The organism is Phycicoccus sp. Root101, assembly GCF_001426245.1.
GTDB lineage: Bacteria > Actinomycetota > Actinomycetes > Actinomycetales > Dermatophilaceae > Pedococcus.
Window position 1 is genome coordinate 131,626 of the sequence record NZ_LMCM01000006.1, and the last position, 17,214, is coordinate 148,839.

The following is a 17,214-nucleotide window of genomic DNA, read 5'->3' on the forward strand; positions in this document are numbered from 1 at the left end:
CGAGGCATACGGTGGACCCATGCGTCCCACGACTGACCTGCAACGCACCGTTGCCCCGTTCGAGGTCGTCTCCGAGTTCTCGCCGGCCGGCGACCAGCCGACCGCGATCGCCGACCTGGCCAAGCGGGTCCGCGCCGGCGAGCAGAACACCGTGCTCCTCGGCGCCACCGGCACCGGCAAGTCCGCGACGACCGCCTGGCTCATCGAGGAGGTCCAGCGCCCCACGCTCGTGATGGCCCCGAACAAGACGCTGGCCGCCCAGCTGGCCAACGAGTTCCGCGAGCTGCTGCCCAACAACGCGGTCGAGTACTTCGTCTCCTACTACGACTACTACCAGCCCGAGGCGTACATCGCGCAGACGGACACGTACATCGAGAAGGACTCCTCGATCAACGAGGAGGTGGAGCGGCTGCGGCACAGCGCGACCAACTCGCTGCTGACCCGGCGCGACGTCATCGTGGTCGCCTCGGTGTCCTGCATCTACGGCCTCGGCACCCCGCAGGAGTACGTCGACCGGATGGCGCGGCTCAAGGTCGGTATGGAGGTCGACCGTGACGAGCTGCTCCGCCGGTTCGTCCAGATGCAGTACACCCGCAACGACCTGGCCTTCACGCGGGGCACCTTCCGCGTCCGGGGCGACACCGTCGAGATCATCCCGGTCTACGAGGAGCTGGCGGTCCGCATCGAGTTCTTCGGCGACGAGGTCGAGCGGATCTACACGCTGCACCCCGTCAGCGGCGAGATCATGCGCGAGGAGACGGAGATGTACGTCTTCCCGGCGACGCACTACGTCGCCGGTCCCGAGCGGATGGAGCGCGCCATCCGCGGCATCGAGCTCGAGCTCGCCGACCAGCTCGCGACGTTCGAGAAGCAGGGCAAGCTGCTCGAGGCGCAGCGGCTGCGCATGCGCACGACGTACGACATCGAGATGATGCGCCAGGTCGGCTCCTGCTCCGGCATCGAGAACTACTCGATGCACATCGACGGCCGGGCCCGGGGCACCGCTCCCAACACCCTGCTCGACTACTTCCCCGAGGACTTCCTGCTCGTCATCGACGAGTCGCACGTCACCGTGCCGCAGATCGGTGCCATGTACGAGGGCGACATGTCCCGCAAGCGGCAGCTCGTCGACCACGGGTTCCGGCTGCCGTCTGCGATGGACAACCGTCCGCTGCGCTGGGAGGAGTTCCTCGAGCGGATCGGCCAGACCGTCTTCCTGTCGGCCACCCCGGGCCCCTACGAGCTGGCGCAGAGCACGGGCGTCGTCGAGCAGATCATCCGACCCACGGGCCTGATCGACCCCGAGGTCGTGCTCAAGCCGACCAAGGGCCAGATCGACGACCTGCTGCACGAGATCGGCGAGCGGACCGCGAAGAACGAGCGCGTCCTGGTCACCACGTTGACCAAGAAGATGGCCGAGGACCTCACCGACTACCTGCTCGACAAGGGGGTCCGGGTCCGCTACCTGCACAGCGAGGTCGACACCCTGCGCCGCGTCGAGCTGCTCCGGGAGCTGCGGATGGGGGAGTACGACGTCCTCGTCGGCATCAACCTCCTGCGCGAGGGGCTCGACCTCCCGGAGGTCTCGCTCGTCAGCATCCTCGACGCCGACAAGGAGGGGTTCCTGCGGTCCGCCCGTTCGCTGATCCAGACCATCGGTCGCGCCGCCCGCAACGTGTCCGGCCAGGTGCACATGTACGCCGACAAGATCACCCCGTCCATGGCGGAGGCGATCGACGAGACCTCACGCCGGCGCGAGAAGCAGATCGCCTACAACCTGGCCGCCGGGGTCGACCCGCAGCCGCTGCGCAAGAAGATCGCCGACATCACCGACCTGCTCAACCGCGAGGACGCCGACACCGAGGCTCTCATCGGCTCCGGTCGCAGCCAGTCCCGCGGCAAGGGCGGGGGTCGTGGCGGCCGGGGGACGGTCCAGGCCGACGCGGCGGTGGCCAGCGACCGGCTCCGCGGCATGCCGGCCAACGACCTGGCCAACCTCATCCAGGAGCTGTCGACGCAGATGCACCAGGCCGCCACCGACCTGCACTTCGAGCTGGCTGCGCGGTTGCGCGACGAGATCGGCGACCTGAAGAAGGAGCTGCGCCAGATGTCGAACGCCACGCAGTAGCGGCGCCGCGACCCACCGGCATACGGACCGAATAGGGCAGGCGGCCGAAGTCTGGGAGACTGCTCGACGGACCAAGGGCCGGACGGGTACGCACACCCGGCGCCGGACACGGTCCGAGCAGTTCTGCACCACGCTTTTCATGTTCATCGGAGGGCCGGGTCCCCCGAGGAACATCGCTGTACATGTTCATCGGAGGGGAGTATCCCCACGCGGTGTCCTCGTCATCACGGCAGCTCCGCCCGTGGCCTCCTGGCCGCTCGGGGCGCTGCCCGGGGAGCCGGTCCGCACCAGCTCAGGGGCGGGAGAGACCTCCGGCCACCTCAGTCGTGACCGGAAGGGTCGTCTCGTGAATTCCCTCGTCCATGCCGCCGCGGATGCCGACAAGATGGATGTCGCTCCGTGGGTCTGGTACCTCACCATCGGTCTGATGGCCGCCGTCCTGCTCTTCGACGTCTTCATCATCGCGCGCCGTCCCCACGTGCCGAGCACCAAGGAGGTCAGCATCGCGCTGGCCGGCTACGTCGGTGCTGCCGTCCTGTTCGGCCTCGGTGTCTGGTGGTTCACCAAGGACGCCCACGGCGCGAAGTTCATGACCGAGTACTACGCCGGCTGGCTCACCGAGTACTCGCTGTCGGTCGACAACCTCTTCATCTTCCTGCTGATCATGGCCAGGTTCGGGGTCCCCGAGAAGCTGCAGCAGTCCGCCCTGCTCATCGGCATCATCATCGCCATCGTGCTCCGAGGCATCTTCATCGCCGTCGGTGCCGCCGCGATCAACAACTTCGCCTGGGTGTTCTACATCTTCGGTGCGTTCCTCATCTACACCGCCGTCAAGCTCGCCAAGGAGGGCGAGGGCGACGACGACGAGTACGAGGAGAACCGCTTCATGAAGTTCGTCGAGAAGCGCTTCCCGGCCACCCAGGAGTACGACGGCGCCAAGCTCTTCACGAAGATCGACGGCAAGAAGCTCGCCACCCCGATGTTCATCGTCATCATGGCGCTGGGGACCACGGACCTGCTGTTCGCCCTCGACTCCATCCCCGCGATCTTCGGCCTCACCAAGGACCCCTACCTGGTCCTCACGGCCAACCTCTTCGCGCTGATGGGGCTGCGCCAGCTGTACTTCCTCATCGGGGGTCTGCTGAAGCGGCTCGTGTACCTCAGCATCGGCCTGGCCGTCCTGCTGGCCTTCATCGGGGTCAAGCTCGTGCTGCACGCCATGCACGAGAACGAGCTCCCGTTCATCAACGGCGGCGAGCACATCGAGTGGGCCCCGGACATCCCGATCTCGGTCTCGCTCGGTGCCATCGTCGTCATCCTCGGCGTCACCACCGTGGCCAGCCTGCTGAAGACCCGCAAGGACGACCAGGCGGCCACGCCCGGCACCTGACGGCACCCTCGACGGCACCCGCGTGCCCGCTCCCGGCTCCGTGCCGGCAGCGGGCACGCGCGCGTCAGCCGGTGGACGTCGCAGGCTCCTTGCAACCCCCAGCGCCCATGACGAGGACGCTGGCCAGCACCACGAGCCCCATGCCGAGCAGCTGCCGCCCGGTCAGGCGCTGGTGCAGCACGAGGAAACCGGCGAGCGCGGCCGCCGCCGGCTCGAGGCTCAGCAGGATCCCGAACACCCGCGCGCTGAGGTGCCGCAGTGCTGCGAGCTCCAGCGAGTAGGGCAGCACCGACGAGAGCACGGCGATCCCGAGCCCTTTGACGACCGCTCCGCCGCTCCAGTCGGGGACGCTGCGCAACCCCAGTGGCAGGCTCACGACGAGCGCGACGGCCATGGCGAGGGCGAGCCCGTCGAAGCTCGCGAACTCCCGGCCTGCCCGTCCGCTGGCCAGGATGTATGCCGCCCAGCAGGCTCCCGCCGCCGCGGCCAGTCCCAGCCCGGTCCACTCGACGGTACCCAGCGGTACCTCGAGGGCGCGGGAGATGAGCACGACCCCGATCGCGGCCGCCACCACGGCCAGGAGGTCGCGTGCCCGACGTGCCAGCACCGTCGCCAGGGTCAACGGACCGAGGAACTCGACGGTGACGGCGACCCCGATCGGCAGATGCTCCAACGACGCGTAGAACGCGAGGTTCATCAGCCCCAGCGCCAACCCGAACGCGATGACGGTGCGCCAGGCAACGGGGGACTGGCCGCGCAGAGACGGTCGGGCCAGCCCGAGGAGGATGGCCGTGGCGAACAGCAACCGCAGGGTGACCGACCCGGCCGCACCGATCTCCGGGACGAGGGTGGCGGCGAGGGCGCCGCCGAACTGGACCGAGACGACTGCGGTGAGGACGAGCAGCAGCGGGGAGGCCGGAGCTCGCGTCGTCGCCATGGGCGCGACTGTAGTGAGGAGGTCGGGACCGGGTGCAGCTGGTCTCACCAGCCGCGGTCGCGCCACTCCTGCAGGTGGGGTCGCTCGGCACCGAGCGTCGTGTCGTCCCCGTGGCCGGGATAGACCCAGGTCTCGTCGTCGTAGACGTCGAAGACACGGGTGGTCACGTCGTCGATGAGGGCCGCGAAGCTCTGGCCCTCGTTCTTGGTGTTCCCGACACCTCCGGGGAACAGCGAGTCCCCGGTGAACAGGTGGGTGTGCCCGTCCGGGTCGTCGTACGCGAGGGCGATCGAGCCGGGGGTGTGGCCACGGAGGTGGATGACGTCCAGGTCCACCTCGCCGAAGCTGATCCGGTCGCCGTGCCCGACCGTGCGGTCCGGCGGGACCGGGAGTCCGTCGGCGTCCGCGGCACCACAGATGCTCGTCGCCCCGGTGGCGGTGAGGACGTCGGGCAGCGCGCGGTGGTGGTCCCAGTGCTGGTGGGTCGTGACGACGACGTCGAGACGACCTGATCCCTCCGCCACGAGCTCGAGCAGTCGAGGTGCGTCGTCCGCCGCGTCGATGAGGAGCTGTGCGCCCGTGTGGTGGCACTGCAGCAAATAGGCGTTGTTGTCCATCCCTGAGACAGAGATCTTCCAAATGCTGAGAAGGTTGAGGGTCCTTTTTTCACTTGGGCCAGTCGATTTCACATGTCCGTCGTAGGTCATGTCACGCATTCTGTAGTCACGGGAGGCAATCACGGTGAATCAGTGGGTTCGCCTAGTTCCTATTGACTATTGCTGCTCCTCTTTTTGACGTCATACGTTTGACCCGTCGCGGAAGCAACGGGGGCCTCACAGGGGGTGCAGTCTCCCGTCCGCGGGTTGGTGAGGGATACAACATGGCTGCAACATTTCAGGACTACCCGCGCCCAGTCGCGGGTGGAGAGCTCGACACAGTAAGAGCACTGCTGCACGACCTGCGGCAACCGCTGGCCGCCATTCTGCTCCTCTCGGGAGCTGAAGGTGGCGACAACGCACGAAAGATGAACCTGATCGAGGGCCAGGCCCGTTGGTTGGCCGAGCTCGTCGAGGCGGTGCTGTCCGACGCGTCCGATGACGACGTCGAGAGCATCGACCTCATCACCGTGGTCCGTAGGGCCACCGAACGGGCACAGGTGACCGCCTCGTGCCCGATCAAGATCGATGTCGTGGGTGCGCCGCAGGCTTGGGCGCGACCGGTGGCTCTGGGACGGGCACTCTCGTGCGTCCTGGACAACGCCGTCCGGGCAGCGGGTGAGGAAGGCCATGTCACCGTGGCCGTCCACACCGACGGCGCCGGCGTCCACGTGACCGTGCGAGACGACGGGCCCGGTCTCGGGCGCATCGCCTCTGTCACATCGCTTGGACTCACGACCACGCGCGCCATGGTGGCTGCTTGCAAGGGGTCCTTCCGTCTCTACACGGCCGATGAGGGCGGCGTCGTCGCCGACATCACCCTCGCGCCCGTGTCCGACCGCGAGGCGCTGCCGGCGCTTCCGACCCTTCAGGTGGTTGCATCATGAGGATCGTCGTCTGCGATGACCATCTCCTCCTCCTCGAGGCCCTCGGCCTCGCCCTCGGTGCCAAGGGGCACGACGTCGTCGCCCTGGCCGGTACGCCGGACGAGGCCATCGCCGCAGTGGCGATGCACCGGCCCGAGGTCTGTCTGCTCGACGTGAACTTCCCCGGCGGCAACTCCGTCGCGGCGATCCACCAGATCAGGGAGATCTCACCGGAGACCAAGGTCGTCATGCTCTCGGCCGAGGCCGACCACGCGGTGGTCGGTCGCGCGATCGCCGAGGGCGCGTCCGGCTACGTCGGCAAGGAGAAGCCGATCGTCGAGATCATCGAGATGCTGGACCGCGCGGTGCGCGGCCAGCTCGCGGTGGAACCTGCTCTCCTGCAGCGCGCCCTGCGCCCGCAGAAGACCACGGAGGACCCGCTCTGGGCCCTGCAGTTCCTGACCGACCGTGAGTGGCAGGTCATGCGCTGCATCATGGAGGGACAGACGACCGAGGAGATGGCCGAGGCCCTGGGCGTGCAGCGGAGCACCGCGCGCACGCACGTCCAGAACCTGTTGACCAAGCTCGGGGTCCACTCCCGCCTGCAGGCCGCCGCGCTGATGTCCGCCCACGGCTCGCACGAGTCGTGGCCGGCGCACCTGCGCTGAGCCCACCAGGTCCGACCACGACGTCGGACCACAGGGCGCCACCGCACCACTGCACCACCGGCCCCGGTGACGACGCACCCGCGTCGACACCGGGGCCGGTGGTCTCGGTCGACGGGTCCGACAGGGGTCGTCCCACGTCCGGTTTCCGCCTCGGCGGGAGAAGATCACCCTTTTGACGTAGGGGCTTCTCCAGCACCAGTCGGTGGGGCAATCGGTGTGGAGGCGAGAGGGTGAGGTCATGCCTGCCCCCACGCGCATACTCGTCGTCGATGACCATGAGGTCTTCGTCGACGCCCTCGCCGTCTGCCTCGGTGACTTCGACGGCGTGGTGGTCGCAGGAACGGCCACCAGTCTCGAGTCCGGCATGCGCCTGCTCGACCAGGCGTCCTACGACGTCATGGTCCTCGACCTCGACCTCGCCGGTGAGGACGGGCTGCGGCTCGCCCGTGAGGCCCTGCGCCTCAACCCGGGCGCCGGGGTCGTCGTGGCCACCGGCCTCGACGCGTCCGACCGGATCGTCGAGGCCGTCCAGCTCGGCGTGCGCGGCTGGGTCACCAAGACGGTGACGCCCGAAGAGCTCGTCGACGCGGTCCAGGGCGTGGCGCGCGGGGAGACCCGGATCCCTGCGGACCTCCTCGCCGGTGTCCTCGTGTCGTTCTCGCGCGAGCAGCGAGCGCCCCTGGAGCACGTGCAGGGCATTCGCGACCTGACGACGCGTGAGCTCGAGGTGCTCGGGTGCCTGGTGGAGGGGATGAGCCGCACCGAGATCGGCGAGCTGCTGCACGTCTCTCCCAACACCGTGCGGACCCACGTCCAGAGCATCCTGCACAAGCTCAAGGTGCACTCGGCGCTCGCTGCCGTGGCGATCGCCCGGCGCGCCGGCGTCACCGGTGCGTCGATCCTCACCAGCTGAGCTCAGGCGCCCCGGGGCAGCTCGGGGACACGACCACCGTCGGCCCGGACCTGCGAGCCGTCGCGACGTGCGAGCCACAGCATCAGGCCACCGAGGCTGCCGCTGACCGTGGTGCTGCCCTCGCCGACCGTCCAGGTGTCACCCTCGTCCGCGCGGAGGGTCACCGCGGGGGGCCTGCTCCCGAGCGCGAGGCGGTCCACCGCGTCGGCGACGAACGCGCGCAGCAGGTCCGGCTCGACGTCGTCGAAGGTGAATCCCGCGTCGAGGTCCACGTGGTGGAAGACGACCTCGCGCAGGCGCAGGAAGGGCAGCCTGCTGGAGGGCACTTCGTAACCGCCCCGCATCTCGACCCGTTCGGCCGCCAGGGTGCCGCCCAAGGCCTCGAGCGCCGGGACCAGGCGTTCCGCGGTGGCGCGCAGGTCCTCGAGCTGCTCGGTGGCCGGCCGCCCCGCTCCTGCCGCGATCTCGGCGTCGCGAGCCCCCGTGCCCCCGGGGTACATGTCCTGCCGCTCACCCGTCACCGCCCACGACGCGAGCCTGGCGATGGCGTCGGCGTTGCGTGCCACGTGGCTGAGGACGTGCCCGCGCGTCCAGCCCTCGCAGAGCGAGGGGCCCGAGACGTCGTCGAGCCGGGCGGCGGTCCCGAGGAGTCGGTCCGTGTGGGCGGCCAGCAGGGTGAGGTCGGTGTCGAGGCTCATCTGCGCCACGCTAGTCCGACGCCGGGTCGGCAGCCTGCTGGGCAGCGACCTTCTCGGCGGCGGCCACGGCGTGGGCCGCGCCGATGAGCGCGAGGTGGGAGAAGGCCTGGGGGAAGTTGCCCACCATCCGACCGTGCTGGGGGTCGTACTCCTCGGACACCAGCCCGACGTCGTTCACCAGACCCACCAGGCGGTCCATGAGGGCGGTGGCGTCCGCGACCCGGCCGCACGCGGCATACGCGCTGACGAGCCACCAGGAGCAGGCGAGGAACGGGTGCTCGTCCCCGGGGAGTCCGTCGACCCCGGTCTGGGTGCGGTAGCGCAGCAGGAACCCGTCGCGCATCAGGTCGGACTCCACCGCGCGCACGGTGCCCAGGACGCGCGGGTCGTCCGCGGGCAGGAACCCGACCAACGGGATGAGCAAGAGCGAGGCGTCGACCTCCGTGGTCTCGTAGTGCTGCGTGAAGGTGCCCCGGACCGGGTCGTAGCCGCGGGACAGGACCTCGTCGCGGACGGCGTCGCGGACCTCGCGCCACCGCTCGACCGGGCCCTCGAGGTCGTGCTCCTCGACGCTGCGGACCGCGCGGTCGAACGCCGCCCACACCATGACGCGCGAGTGGGTGAAGTGCCGCAGGGGACCGCGGATCTCCCACAACCCGTTGTCCGGCTGGTCCCAGTGCTTCGCGAGGTCGTCGACCAGGGCTCGCTGCATCGCCCACCCCTGGGCCGACACCTCGAGCCCGGCCCGTCGCGCCTCGTCCAGCGCGATCATCACCTCGCCGAGGACGTCGGACTGGCGCTGGTCGACGGCGCCGTTCCCGATCCGGACCGGTGCGGAGCCGGCATAGCCCGGGAGGTGGTCCAGGGTCCGTTCCGGGAGCCGCCGGGCCCCGTCCACGGCATACATGATCTGCAGGTCCTCGGGGTCGCCGGCGACGGCGCGGATGAGCCAGTTGCGCCACAGGCGCGCCTCGTCGAGGTAGCCGGAGGAGACCAGCGCCTCGAGGGTGAGGGAGGCGTCCCGGAGCCAGCAGAAGCGGTAGTCCCAGTTCCGCTCGCCCCCGAAGTCCTCCGGCAGGCTCGTCGTGGGGGCCGCCACGATCCCGCCGTAGCGCGAGTGGGTGAGCAGGCGCAGGGTCAGCAGCGAGCGGACCACCTGCTCGCGGTAGGGGCCCTCGTAGCTGCAGCGGTGGGCCCAGGCGTTCGAGACGTCGATGGTCTCCTTGATGCGGGAGTCGATGTCGAGCGGCGCGGGCACGGGCTCGTGGGAGGGGAACCACGTCGTCGAGAACGTGTAGGTCTCACCGGCAGCGACGTCGAACTCGTCGACGTGGTGACCGTCCTCGGGGTCCGGGAGACGCGTGCCGCGCAGCACCAGCATGTCCGGACCGGCGATGGCGGTGATCACGTCGCTGTCGAGGCGGTGCCCGACCCCGCGGGACACCCACGGGCGGACCTTGCCGTAGTCGAAGCGGACGGTCCACTCGTGCCGCATCCGGACCGTGCCGCGTTCGCCGCGCACGCTCCGGACGATGTCGGCCCGCCCGTCCCCGATCGGCATGAGATCGGTCACGGTGACCCTGCCCGAGTCGGTCTCGTGGACGGTCTCGAGCACGAAGGAGTTGTCGACGTACCGCCGGGTGCTGCGTGCCTCCTCCACCGGTCCGAGCAGCCACCGGCCGTTGTCGCGGGTGCCCAGCAGCCCGGCGAAGCACGCGGGGGAGTCGAACCGGGGGAGGCAGAGCCAGTCGATCGACCCCCCTCGGCTCACCAGGGCGGCGGTCTCGGTGTCGCCGAGCACGGCGTACTCCTCGATGGGGGTCGGCTGCGGAGTCGTCGTCACGACCTCACCGTAGGCGCCCGTGACGCGGCTGTCAGTGCGGGCACCTAGCATGAAGCGCGTGACCGCAGTGCACCCCACCACACCCCCCATCCGCCCCCACCACGACCAGCTCGTCGTCCGTGGGGCCCGTGAGCACAACCTCAGGGACGTGTCGGTCGAGCTGCCCCGCGACTCGATGATCGTGTTCACCGGGCTCTCCGGCTCCGGCAAGTCCTCGCTCGCGTTCGACACGATCTTCGCCGAGGGCCAGCGCCGCTACGTCGAGTCGTTGTCGGCCTACGCCCGCCAGTTCCTGGGGCAGATGGACAAGCCCGACGTCGACTTCATCGAGGGCCTGTCGCCCGCCGTCTCGATCGACCAGAAGTCGACCAACCGCAACCCGCGGTCCACGGTCGGCACGATCACCGAGGTCTACGACTACCTCCGCCTGCTCTTCGCGCGCGCCGGCCGACCGCACTGCCCCGTGTGCGGTGAGCCGATCACCCGGCAGAGCCCGCAGCAGATCGTCGACCGGCTCCTCGAGCTCCCCGACAAGACCCGTTTCCAGGTGCTGGCGCCCGTCGTGCGTGCCCGCAAGGGCGAGTACGTCGACCTCTTCACCGAGCTCCAGAGCAAGGGCTTCTCGCGTGCCCGCGTCGACGGTGAGGTGGTGTCGCTCACCGAGCCCCCGAAGCTCGAGAAGCAGGTCAAGCACACCATCGACGTCGTCGTCGACCGCCTCGTCGCCAAGGGGTCGGACTCGGGCGCCAAGCGCCGGCTCACCGACTCGGTCGAGACGGCCCTCGGCCTCGCCGGGGGAGTCCTCGTCGTGGAGTTCGTCGACAAGGAGGCCGACGACCCGACGCGGGAGCGGCGCTTCTCCGAGAAGATGGCCTGCCCCAACGACCACCCGCTGTCCATGGACGAGGTCGAGCCGCGCTCGTTCTCGTTCAACAGCCCCTTCGGCGCCTGCCCCAAGTGCAGCGGCCTCGGCACCGAGCTCGAGGTCGACCCCGAGCTGCTCGTGCCGGACGAGGACCTCACCCTGGCCGAGGGCGCGATCGCCCCTTGGGCCCAGGGCAGTGGATCGGCGGAGTACTTCCAGCGGGTCATGACCGCCCTCGGCAACGACCTCAAGTTCGCGATGGACGTCCCGTGGAGCGCGCTCCCCGCGCGGGCCCGGGAGGCGCTGCTGCACGGCCAGAACTACAAGGTCCACGTCCGCTACAAGAACCGCTACGGCCGGGAGCGCTCCTACACCACCGGCTTCGAGGGTGTCGTCCCCTTCGTGAAGCGGCGCCACTCCGAGACGGACTCCGAATGGAGCCGGGAGCGGTACGAGGGCTACATGCGTGAGGTGCCGTGCCCCGAGTGCCAGGGCGCCCGGCTCAAGCCCGAGTCGCTCGCCGTCACCATCGGCGGGCAGAGCATCTCGGCGATCTGCGCCCTGGCCATCGCCGACTGCGCGACGTTCCTGCAGACCGTCGACTTCACCGAGCGGGAGCGGCAGATCGCCGAGCGCGTCATCAAGGAGATCGAGGCCCGCCTCGGGTTCCTGCTCGACGTCGGCCTCGACTACCTGTCCCTGGACCGGCCTGCCGGCACGCTGTCCGGTGGCGAGGCGCAGCGCATCCGCCTGGCCACCCAGATCGGGTCCGGCCTCGTGGGCGTCCTGTACGTGCTGGACGAGCCGAGCATCGGCCTGCACCAGCGCGACAACCACCGCCTGATCGAGACCCTGACCCGGCTGCGCGACCTCGGCAACACGCTCATCGTCGTCGAGCACGACGAGGACACCATCGCCACGGCCGACTGGGTCGTCGACATCGGCCCTGGGGCCGGCGAGCACGGTGGTGAGGTGGTGCACTCCGGTCCGGTCAAGGGCCTGCTCGAGCACCCCGACTCGATCACCGGCAAGTACCTCTCGGGTCGCCTCGAGATCCCGACACCGATCACCCGCCGTCCGCAGGAGAAGGGTCGCGAGGTCACCGTCGTGGGGGCGCGCGAGCACAACCTGCACGGGGTCGACGTGTCGTTCCCGCTGGGCAACCTCGTCGCGGTCACCGGCGTCTCCGGTTCGGGCAAGTCGACCCTCGTCAACGACATCCTCTACAACGTCCTGGCCAACAAGCTCAACGGTGCCCGGCACGTCCCGGGGCGGCACAAGACCGTCAAGGGGCTGGACAACCTCGACAAGGTGGTCCACGTCGACCAGAGCCCGATCGGCCGCACCCCGCGGTCCAACCCGGCGACCTACACCGGGGTCTTCGACGCGATCCGCAAGCTCTTCGCCACGACGACCGAGGCCAAGATCCGCGGCTACCAGCCGGGCCGGTTCTCGTTCAACGTCAAGGGCGGACGCTGCGACGCCTGCTCCGGAGACGGCACCATCAAGATCGAGATGAACTTCCTGCCGGACGTCTACGTCCCGTGCGAGGTCTGCCACGGCGCGCGGTACAACCGCGAGACGCTCGAGGTGCACTTCAAGGGCAAGACGATCGCCGACGTCCTCGACATGCCGATCGAGGAGGCGGCCGACTTCTTCGCCGCGGTTCCCGGGATCGCCCGGCACATGCGGACGCTCAACGACGTCGGGCTGGGCTACGTCCGGCTCGGGCAGCCGGCGCCGACGTTGTCCGGTGGTGAGGCGCAGCGCGTGAAGCTGGCTTCCGAGCTGCAGAAGCGGTCGACCGGTCGGACGATCTACGTCCTCGACGAGCCGACGACCGGCCTGCACTTCGAGGACATCCGCAAGCTCCTCGAGGTGCTCCAGGGCCTCGTCGACAAGGGCAACAGCGTCATCGTCATCGAGCACAACCTCGACGTCATCAAGAACGCCGACTGGGTCATCGACATGGGTCCCGAGGGCGGCAACGGCGGCGGGCTGGTCGTGGCCGAGGGCACGCCCGAGGAGGTCGCCGAGGTCGAGGCGAGCCACACCGGCCGGTTCCTGGGACCGGTGCTCGCCAAGAGCGCCCGCACCACGGCGCGACCGACCGGAGCCACCGTGGCCAAGGCGGGGGCCGAGAAGGCCGCCGTCGTGACCAGGGCCACCCGGGCGAAGACCGCTGCGGCGCCGTCGGGTGCCGCGAAGTCCGCTGCGGCCAAGCCGGCCAAGCGCACCGCGGCGGCCTCGGCCACCACTCGTGCCACGGCGACGAAGAAGGCGGCCAGCCAGAAGGCGGCGTCGGCAAAGGCCGCTCCGAGGAAGGCCACCGCGACCACGGCAGCGGCCAAGACCGCCAAGGCGGCGACCAGGGCGCCGCGGTCGGCGGGCGCGAAGCGGAGCTGACGGGGGCGCCGGACGCGCGGTCGTGCGCGTCCAGGCGCCATACGCAGAAGGGGTGGACCGCAGCTGCGGTCCACCCCTTCCGGCGGTCAGGTCGGGCTGACCCTCAGACGTCGCCGCCGAGGTAGGCGGCCTTGACCGCTGGGTCGCTCGCCAGGTCCTTGCCGGTGCCCTCGCGGATGATCTCGCCCGTCTCGAGGATGTAGGCGCGGTCGGCCCGCTTGAGGGCCTGGGCGGCGTTCTGCTCGACGAGCAGCACCGTGGTGCCCTGCTTGTTGATCTCGGTGATGATGTCGAAGATCTGCTGGATCAGCTTCGGTGCCAGGCCCATCGACGGCTCGTCGAGCAGCAGCAGCTTCGGGTTGGCCATCAGGGCCCGCCCCATCGCCAGCATCTGCTGCTCGCCGCCGGACATCGTGCCGGCCACCTGCGTGCGGCGTTCGGCCAGCCGGGGGAAGAGGCCGAAGACGCGGTCGCGGTCCTGGCCGATCTTCGGGGACTTGCGGTCGGGGCGCGCGTAGGCACCCATGTCGAGGTTCTCCTGCACCGTCATCCCGACGAAGCAGCCACGTCCCTCGGGGGACTGGGCGATGCCGAGCACGGGGCGCTCGTGGGCGGGCATCGCGGTGATGTCCTGCCCCTCGAACCTGATGGCGCCCTGGCGCACGGGACGCAGCCCCGACACCGTCTTCATGGTCGTCGTCTTGCCGGCGCCGTTGGCCCCGATGAGCGTGACGATCTCACCCTCGTTGATGGTGAACGAGATGTTGCGGATGGCCTCGATGCGTCCGTAGTTGACGCAGAGGTCGTCGACCTCAAGAAGCATCTTCATCAACTCCCAGGTAGGCGGCGATGACCGCAGGGTTGTCCTGGATCTCGGCGGGGACGCCCTCGGCGATCTTCTTGCCGAACTCGAGGACGACGATCCGGTCGGTGACCCCCATGACGAGCTTCATGTCGTGCTCGATGAGGAGCACGGTGTAGCCCTGGTCGCGGATGGACCGGATGAGCTCCATGAGCCGGGCCTTCTCGGCCGGGTTGAAGCCGGCAGCCGGCTCGTCCAGGCAGAGCAGCTTCGGGTTCGTGGCGAGGGCTCGCGCGATCTCGAGCCGACGCTGGTCACCGTAGGGCAGGTTGCGGGCCAGCTCGTCCGCGCGCTTCTCCAGGCCCATGAACTTGAGCAGCTCGTAGGCACGGTCCATGCCCTCGCGCTCCTCGGAGTGGTGCTTCGGCAGCCGGAGCAACGCCGAGCCCATGCCGGTGGAGTGGTGGGCGTCGGCACCGACGAGCACGTTCTCCAGGGCCGTCATGTTGTGGAACAGGCGGATGTTCTGGAACGTGCGGGCGATGCCCAGCTTGGTGATCTGGAACTTCTTGCGCTTGCCGAGGGCTTCGCCCATGAACTTCACGTCGCCGGACGTGGGCTGGTAGACGCCGGTCATCACGTTGAAGCAGGTCGTCTTGCCGGCACCGTTCGGCCCGATGAGACCGAGGATCTCGCCCGTGTTGATGTGGAACGAGACCCCGTCGAGGGCGGTGACGCCACCGAAGCGCAAGGTGACGTCGTCGACCTCGAGCATCTTGCCCTTGGGCAGGTCGGTGACCGCGTCGACGGAGATGTCGACCGACGTGTCGGGTCGGGCGTCCTCGTCGGGGGACAGGGGCGTGTCGTCGTCGACGCGGGCACCCCGCGTCTCGTCGGCGCTGCTGGCGCCGGCCTTGGTGTCAGACATGCGCTGCTCCTTCCTCGAGCACTTCGGTTTCCTCGTCAGCTCGTTTCGCCCGCACCGACCGCCGCGGCGGCAGCAGGCCCTGCGGCCGGAAGATCGCCAGAGCCATCAGCACGAGGCCGAAGAGCAGGAACCGCGCGTCGGAGAGGAACCGGAACTTCTCCGGGGCCCAGGTCAGCAGCGCAGCGGCGAGGATGACGCCCCAGCGGTTGCCCTGGCCACCGACGACGACCATGGCCACGAAGAGCACCGAGTACAGGATCGTGAAGTTGTCGGGGTTGATGAACTGCTGCTTGGTCGCGAACAACGCGCCGGAGAGGCCACCGATGGCGGCACCCGTCGCGAAGGCGAGCAGCTTGAACCGGAACGTCGGCACACCCATGAGCTCCGCGGCGTCCTCGTCCTCACGGGTCGCCTCCCAGGCGCGGCCGACGCGGGAGTTCTGCATGCGCCAGTCGAGGAACAGCACGATGAACACCAGCGTGAGGGCCAGCCAGTAGTAGGGGATCGAGTCGGTCACCGAGAACTGGATGAACCGGGTCTGGTTGCTCAGGTCGACCTTGGCGACGAAACCGTCCCACACCAGGTGCGGCACCCCGAAGAGGTCCAGGCTCGGGGGAGTCGGGATGTTGGAGATGCCTCGCGAACCACCGGTGAGGCCGTCCGCGTTGACCAGGACCAGCCGGACGATCTCACCGAAGCCGAGCGTCACGATGGCGAGGTAGTCGCCGCGCACGCGCAGGGTCGGTGCACCCAGGACGATGCCGGAGAACAGCGTGACGGCCATGGCGATCGGGATGCACAGCAGCAGCGGGATGTTGCCGTGCGCGGACCCGAGGATGCCTACGGTGAACGCACCGATGGCGAAGAAGCCGATGTACCCGAGGTCGAGCAGCCCGGCATACCCGATGACGATGTTGAGCCCGATCGCCACGAGGGCGTAGAGGGCGCAGAGGAACAGCACCGCACCGAAGTCGGAGTCCGTCGTCGTGATGAGCGGCGGGTTGATGATGGGCAGCAGGTACACGAACACGGCGGCGGCGATCGCGAGGACGATCTTGGCCCAGCGGGGCAGCGCGCGGAAGCGGTCCCCGACCCCGTGGAGGAAGTTCCTGACGGCGTTCATGCGCGTGCCTTTCCGAGGGACTCACCGAGCAGGCCGGTGGGGCGGAACAGGAGGATGACCACGAGGAGGGTGAAGGCCACGACGTCCTTCCACTCACCGCCGAAGACCGCCTGGCCGTAGTTCTCCGCGACCCCCAGGATGAAGCCACCGAGCAGGGCGCCGCGCAGGTTGCCGATGCCGCCGAGGACAGCTGCGGTGAAGGCCTTGACGCCGAGGATGAAGCCGGAGTTGTAGCGGATCTGGCCGACCTTCAACAGGTACATCACCGCGGCGGCACCGGCCATGGCGCCACCGAGGACGAACGTGAGGCGGATGACCCGGTCACGGTTGACACCCATGAGTGCAGCGGACTCGGGGTCCTGGGCGACGGCGCGGATGCCGCGGCCGAGGCGGGACCGGCTGACGAACTGGTCGAGGCCGATCATCATGATGATGGCGGCACCGAGCACGATCAGGTCGATGTTGGAGACGTGGTAGTCGAAGACGTAGAAGAGCCGCTTCACCTCGATGTTGAGGGGGAACGGCGAGGCCTCGCGGGGTCGACCGACGTAGCGCACGAGGTCCTGGTCCTTGCCGAACCACTTGAACGGCTTGTCGCGCAGGCCCATGGCCTCGGACAGGGTGTACGAGGCACCGATGGCAGAGATCAGCGCGATCAGCGGCGGCGAGTTGCGCTTGCGGAGCGGGCGGTAGGCCACGAACTCGAGGACGAGGGCCACCAGGGCCGACATCGCCATCGCCGTGGCGAAGGCCACGACGAGGAAGCCGGCCGTGCCGAGCCCGGTCGCCTTGGTCGCGCCGATGGCGGTCAGCACCCAGACGGCTGCGAAGCCGCCGTACATGAAGACCTCGGAGTGCGCGAAGTTGATCAGGCGGAGCACGCCGTACACGAGGGTGTACCCCAGGGCGATGAGGGCGTAGATGGCTCCGTAGGCCAGGCCGGTGATCGTGAGTTCCCAGAAGTTGTTGAGCAGAAGATCCATCAGGCCTC

Annotated in this window: 14 protein-coding genes; 6 read left to right on the top strand and 8 right to left on the bottom strand. The window is 69.1% G+C overall.

Annotated features, from left to right (window positions below):
- Positions 1-19: 19 nt before the first annotated feature.
- Both uvrB and ASC58_RS07975 read left to right on the top strand, forming a co-directional pair.
- On the top strand, positions 20-2,128 hold the full coding sequence (uvrB, locus tag ASC58_RS07970) for an excinuclease ABC subunit UvrB (protein ID WP_056914301.1): 2,109 nt from the start codon (positions 20-22) through the stop codon (positions 2,126-2,128).
- 385 nt (positions 2,129-2,513) lie between these two features.
- A complete protein-coding gene (locus ASC58_RS07975; protein ID WP_056917053.1) occupies positions 2,514-3,518 on the top strand; it encodes a TerC family protein in 1,005 nt (334 codons plus the stop codon).
- A gap of 64 nt (positions 3,519-3,582) precedes the next feature.
- Here the strand turns inward: ASC58_RS07975 and ASC58_RS07980 are convergent, their stop codons facing one another.
- The gene (locus ASC58_RS07980) at positions 3,583-4,455 is read right to left on the bottom strand and encodes a DMT family transporter (protein ID WP_056918939.1); all 873 of its coding nucleotides are present in this window, start codon (positions 4,453-4,455) and stop codon (positions 3,583-3,585) included.
- Positions 4,456-4,499: 44 nt separating this feature from the next.
- On the bottom strand, positions 4,500-5,162 hold the full coding sequence (locus ASC58_RS07985; RefSeq protein WP_056917054.1) for an MBL fold metallo-hydrolase: 663 nt from the start codon (positions 5,160-5,162) through the stop codon (positions 4,500-4,502).
- Between the two features lie 173 nt (positions 5,163-5,335).
- On the opposite strand from ASC58_RS07985, the gene ASC58_RS07990 reads away from it, so the two are divergent.
- The 3 genes from ASC58_RS07990 (at position 5,336) to ASC58_RS08000 (ending at position 7,558) form a co-directional block, all read left to right on the top strand.
- Complete coding sequence (locus ASC58_RS07990) at positions 5,336-5,998, top strand: sensor histidine kinase KdpD (RefSeq protein ID WP_082553090.1); 663 nt, start codon at positions 5,336-5,338, stop codon at positions 5,996-5,998.
- Entirely contained in the window at positions 5,995-6,645 is a 651-nt protein-coding gene (locus ASC58_RS07995) for a response regulator transcription factor (RefSeq protein WP_056914304.1), read from the top strand. The genes ASC58_RS07990 and ASC58_RS07995 overlap by 4 nt, the downstream gene beginning before the upstream one ends.
- 238 nt (positions 6,646-6,883) lie before the next feature.
- Entirely contained in the window at positions 6,884-7,558 is a 675-nt protein-coding gene (locus ASC58_RS08000) for a response regulator transcription factor (RefSeq protein WP_056914305.1), read from the top strand.
- A gap of 2 nt (positions 7,559-7,560) precedes the next feature.
- Here the strand turns inward: ASC58_RS08000 and ASC58_RS08005 are convergent, their stop codons facing one another.
- Both ASC58_RS08005 and ASC58_RS08010 read right to left on the bottom strand, forming a co-directional pair.
- A complete protein-coding gene (locus ASC58_RS08005) occupies positions 7,561-8,256 on the bottom strand; it encodes a maleylpyruvate isomerase family mycothiol-dependent enzyme (protein ID WP_157581171.1) in 696 nt (231 codons plus the stop codon).
- A gap of 10 nt (positions 8,257-8,266) precedes the next feature.
- Positions 8,267-10,099 carry a glycoside hydrolase family 15 protein gene (locus ASC58_RS08010; protein WP_056919246.1) on the bottom strand — a complete coding sequence of 611 codons (1,833 nt, stop codon included), beginning with the start codon at positions 10,097-10,099 and terminating at the stop codon, positions 8,267-8,269.
- Between the two features lie 49 nt (positions 10,100-10,148).
- Here ASC58_RS08010 and uvrA point away from each other — a divergent pair, with 49 nt between their 5' ends.
- Positions 10,149-13,370, top strand: a complete 3,222-nt coding sequence (uvrA, locus tag ASC58_RS08015) for an excinuclease ABC subunit UvrA (RefSeq protein WP_056918941.1) — start codon at positions 10,149-10,151, stop codon at positions 13,368-13,370.
- Between the two features lie 103 nt (positions 13,371-13,473).
- Here uvrA and ASC58_RS08020 read toward each other — a convergent pair whose 3' ends face one another.
- Genes ASC58_RS08020 through ASC58_RS08035 form a run of 4 tightly spaced genes read right to left on the bottom strand, consistent with a single transcriptional unit; the run spans position 13,474 to position 17,206 of the window.
- Entirely contained in the window at positions 13,474-14,199 is a 726-nt protein-coding gene (locus ASC58_RS08020) for an ABC transporter ATP-binding protein (protein WP_235529148.1), read from the bottom strand.
- A complete protein-coding gene (locus ASC58_RS08025) occupies positions 14,183-15,100 on the bottom strand; it encodes an ABC transporter ATP-binding protein (RefSeq protein ID WP_056914308.1) in 918 nt (305 codons plus the stop codon). The genes ASC58_RS08020 and ASC58_RS08025 overlap by 17 nt, the downstream gene beginning before the upstream one ends.
- Complete coding sequence (locus ASC58_RS08030; RefSeq protein ID WP_056914309.1) at positions 15,093-16,223, bottom strand: branched-chain amino acid ABC transporter permease; 1,131 nt, start codon at positions 16,221-16,223, stop codon at positions 15,093-15,095. Before ASC58_RS08030 ends, ASC58_RS08025 begins: the two co-directional genes overlap by 8 nt.
- A complete protein-coding gene (locus ASC58_RS08035; RefSeq protein ID WP_056918942.1) occupies positions 16,220-17,206 on the bottom strand; it encodes a branched-chain amino acid ABC transporter permease in 987 nt (328 codons plus the stop codon). The genes ASC58_RS08030 and ASC58_RS08035 overlap by 4 nt, the downstream gene beginning before the upstream one ends.
- Positions 17,207-17,214: the final 8 nt, after the last annotated feature.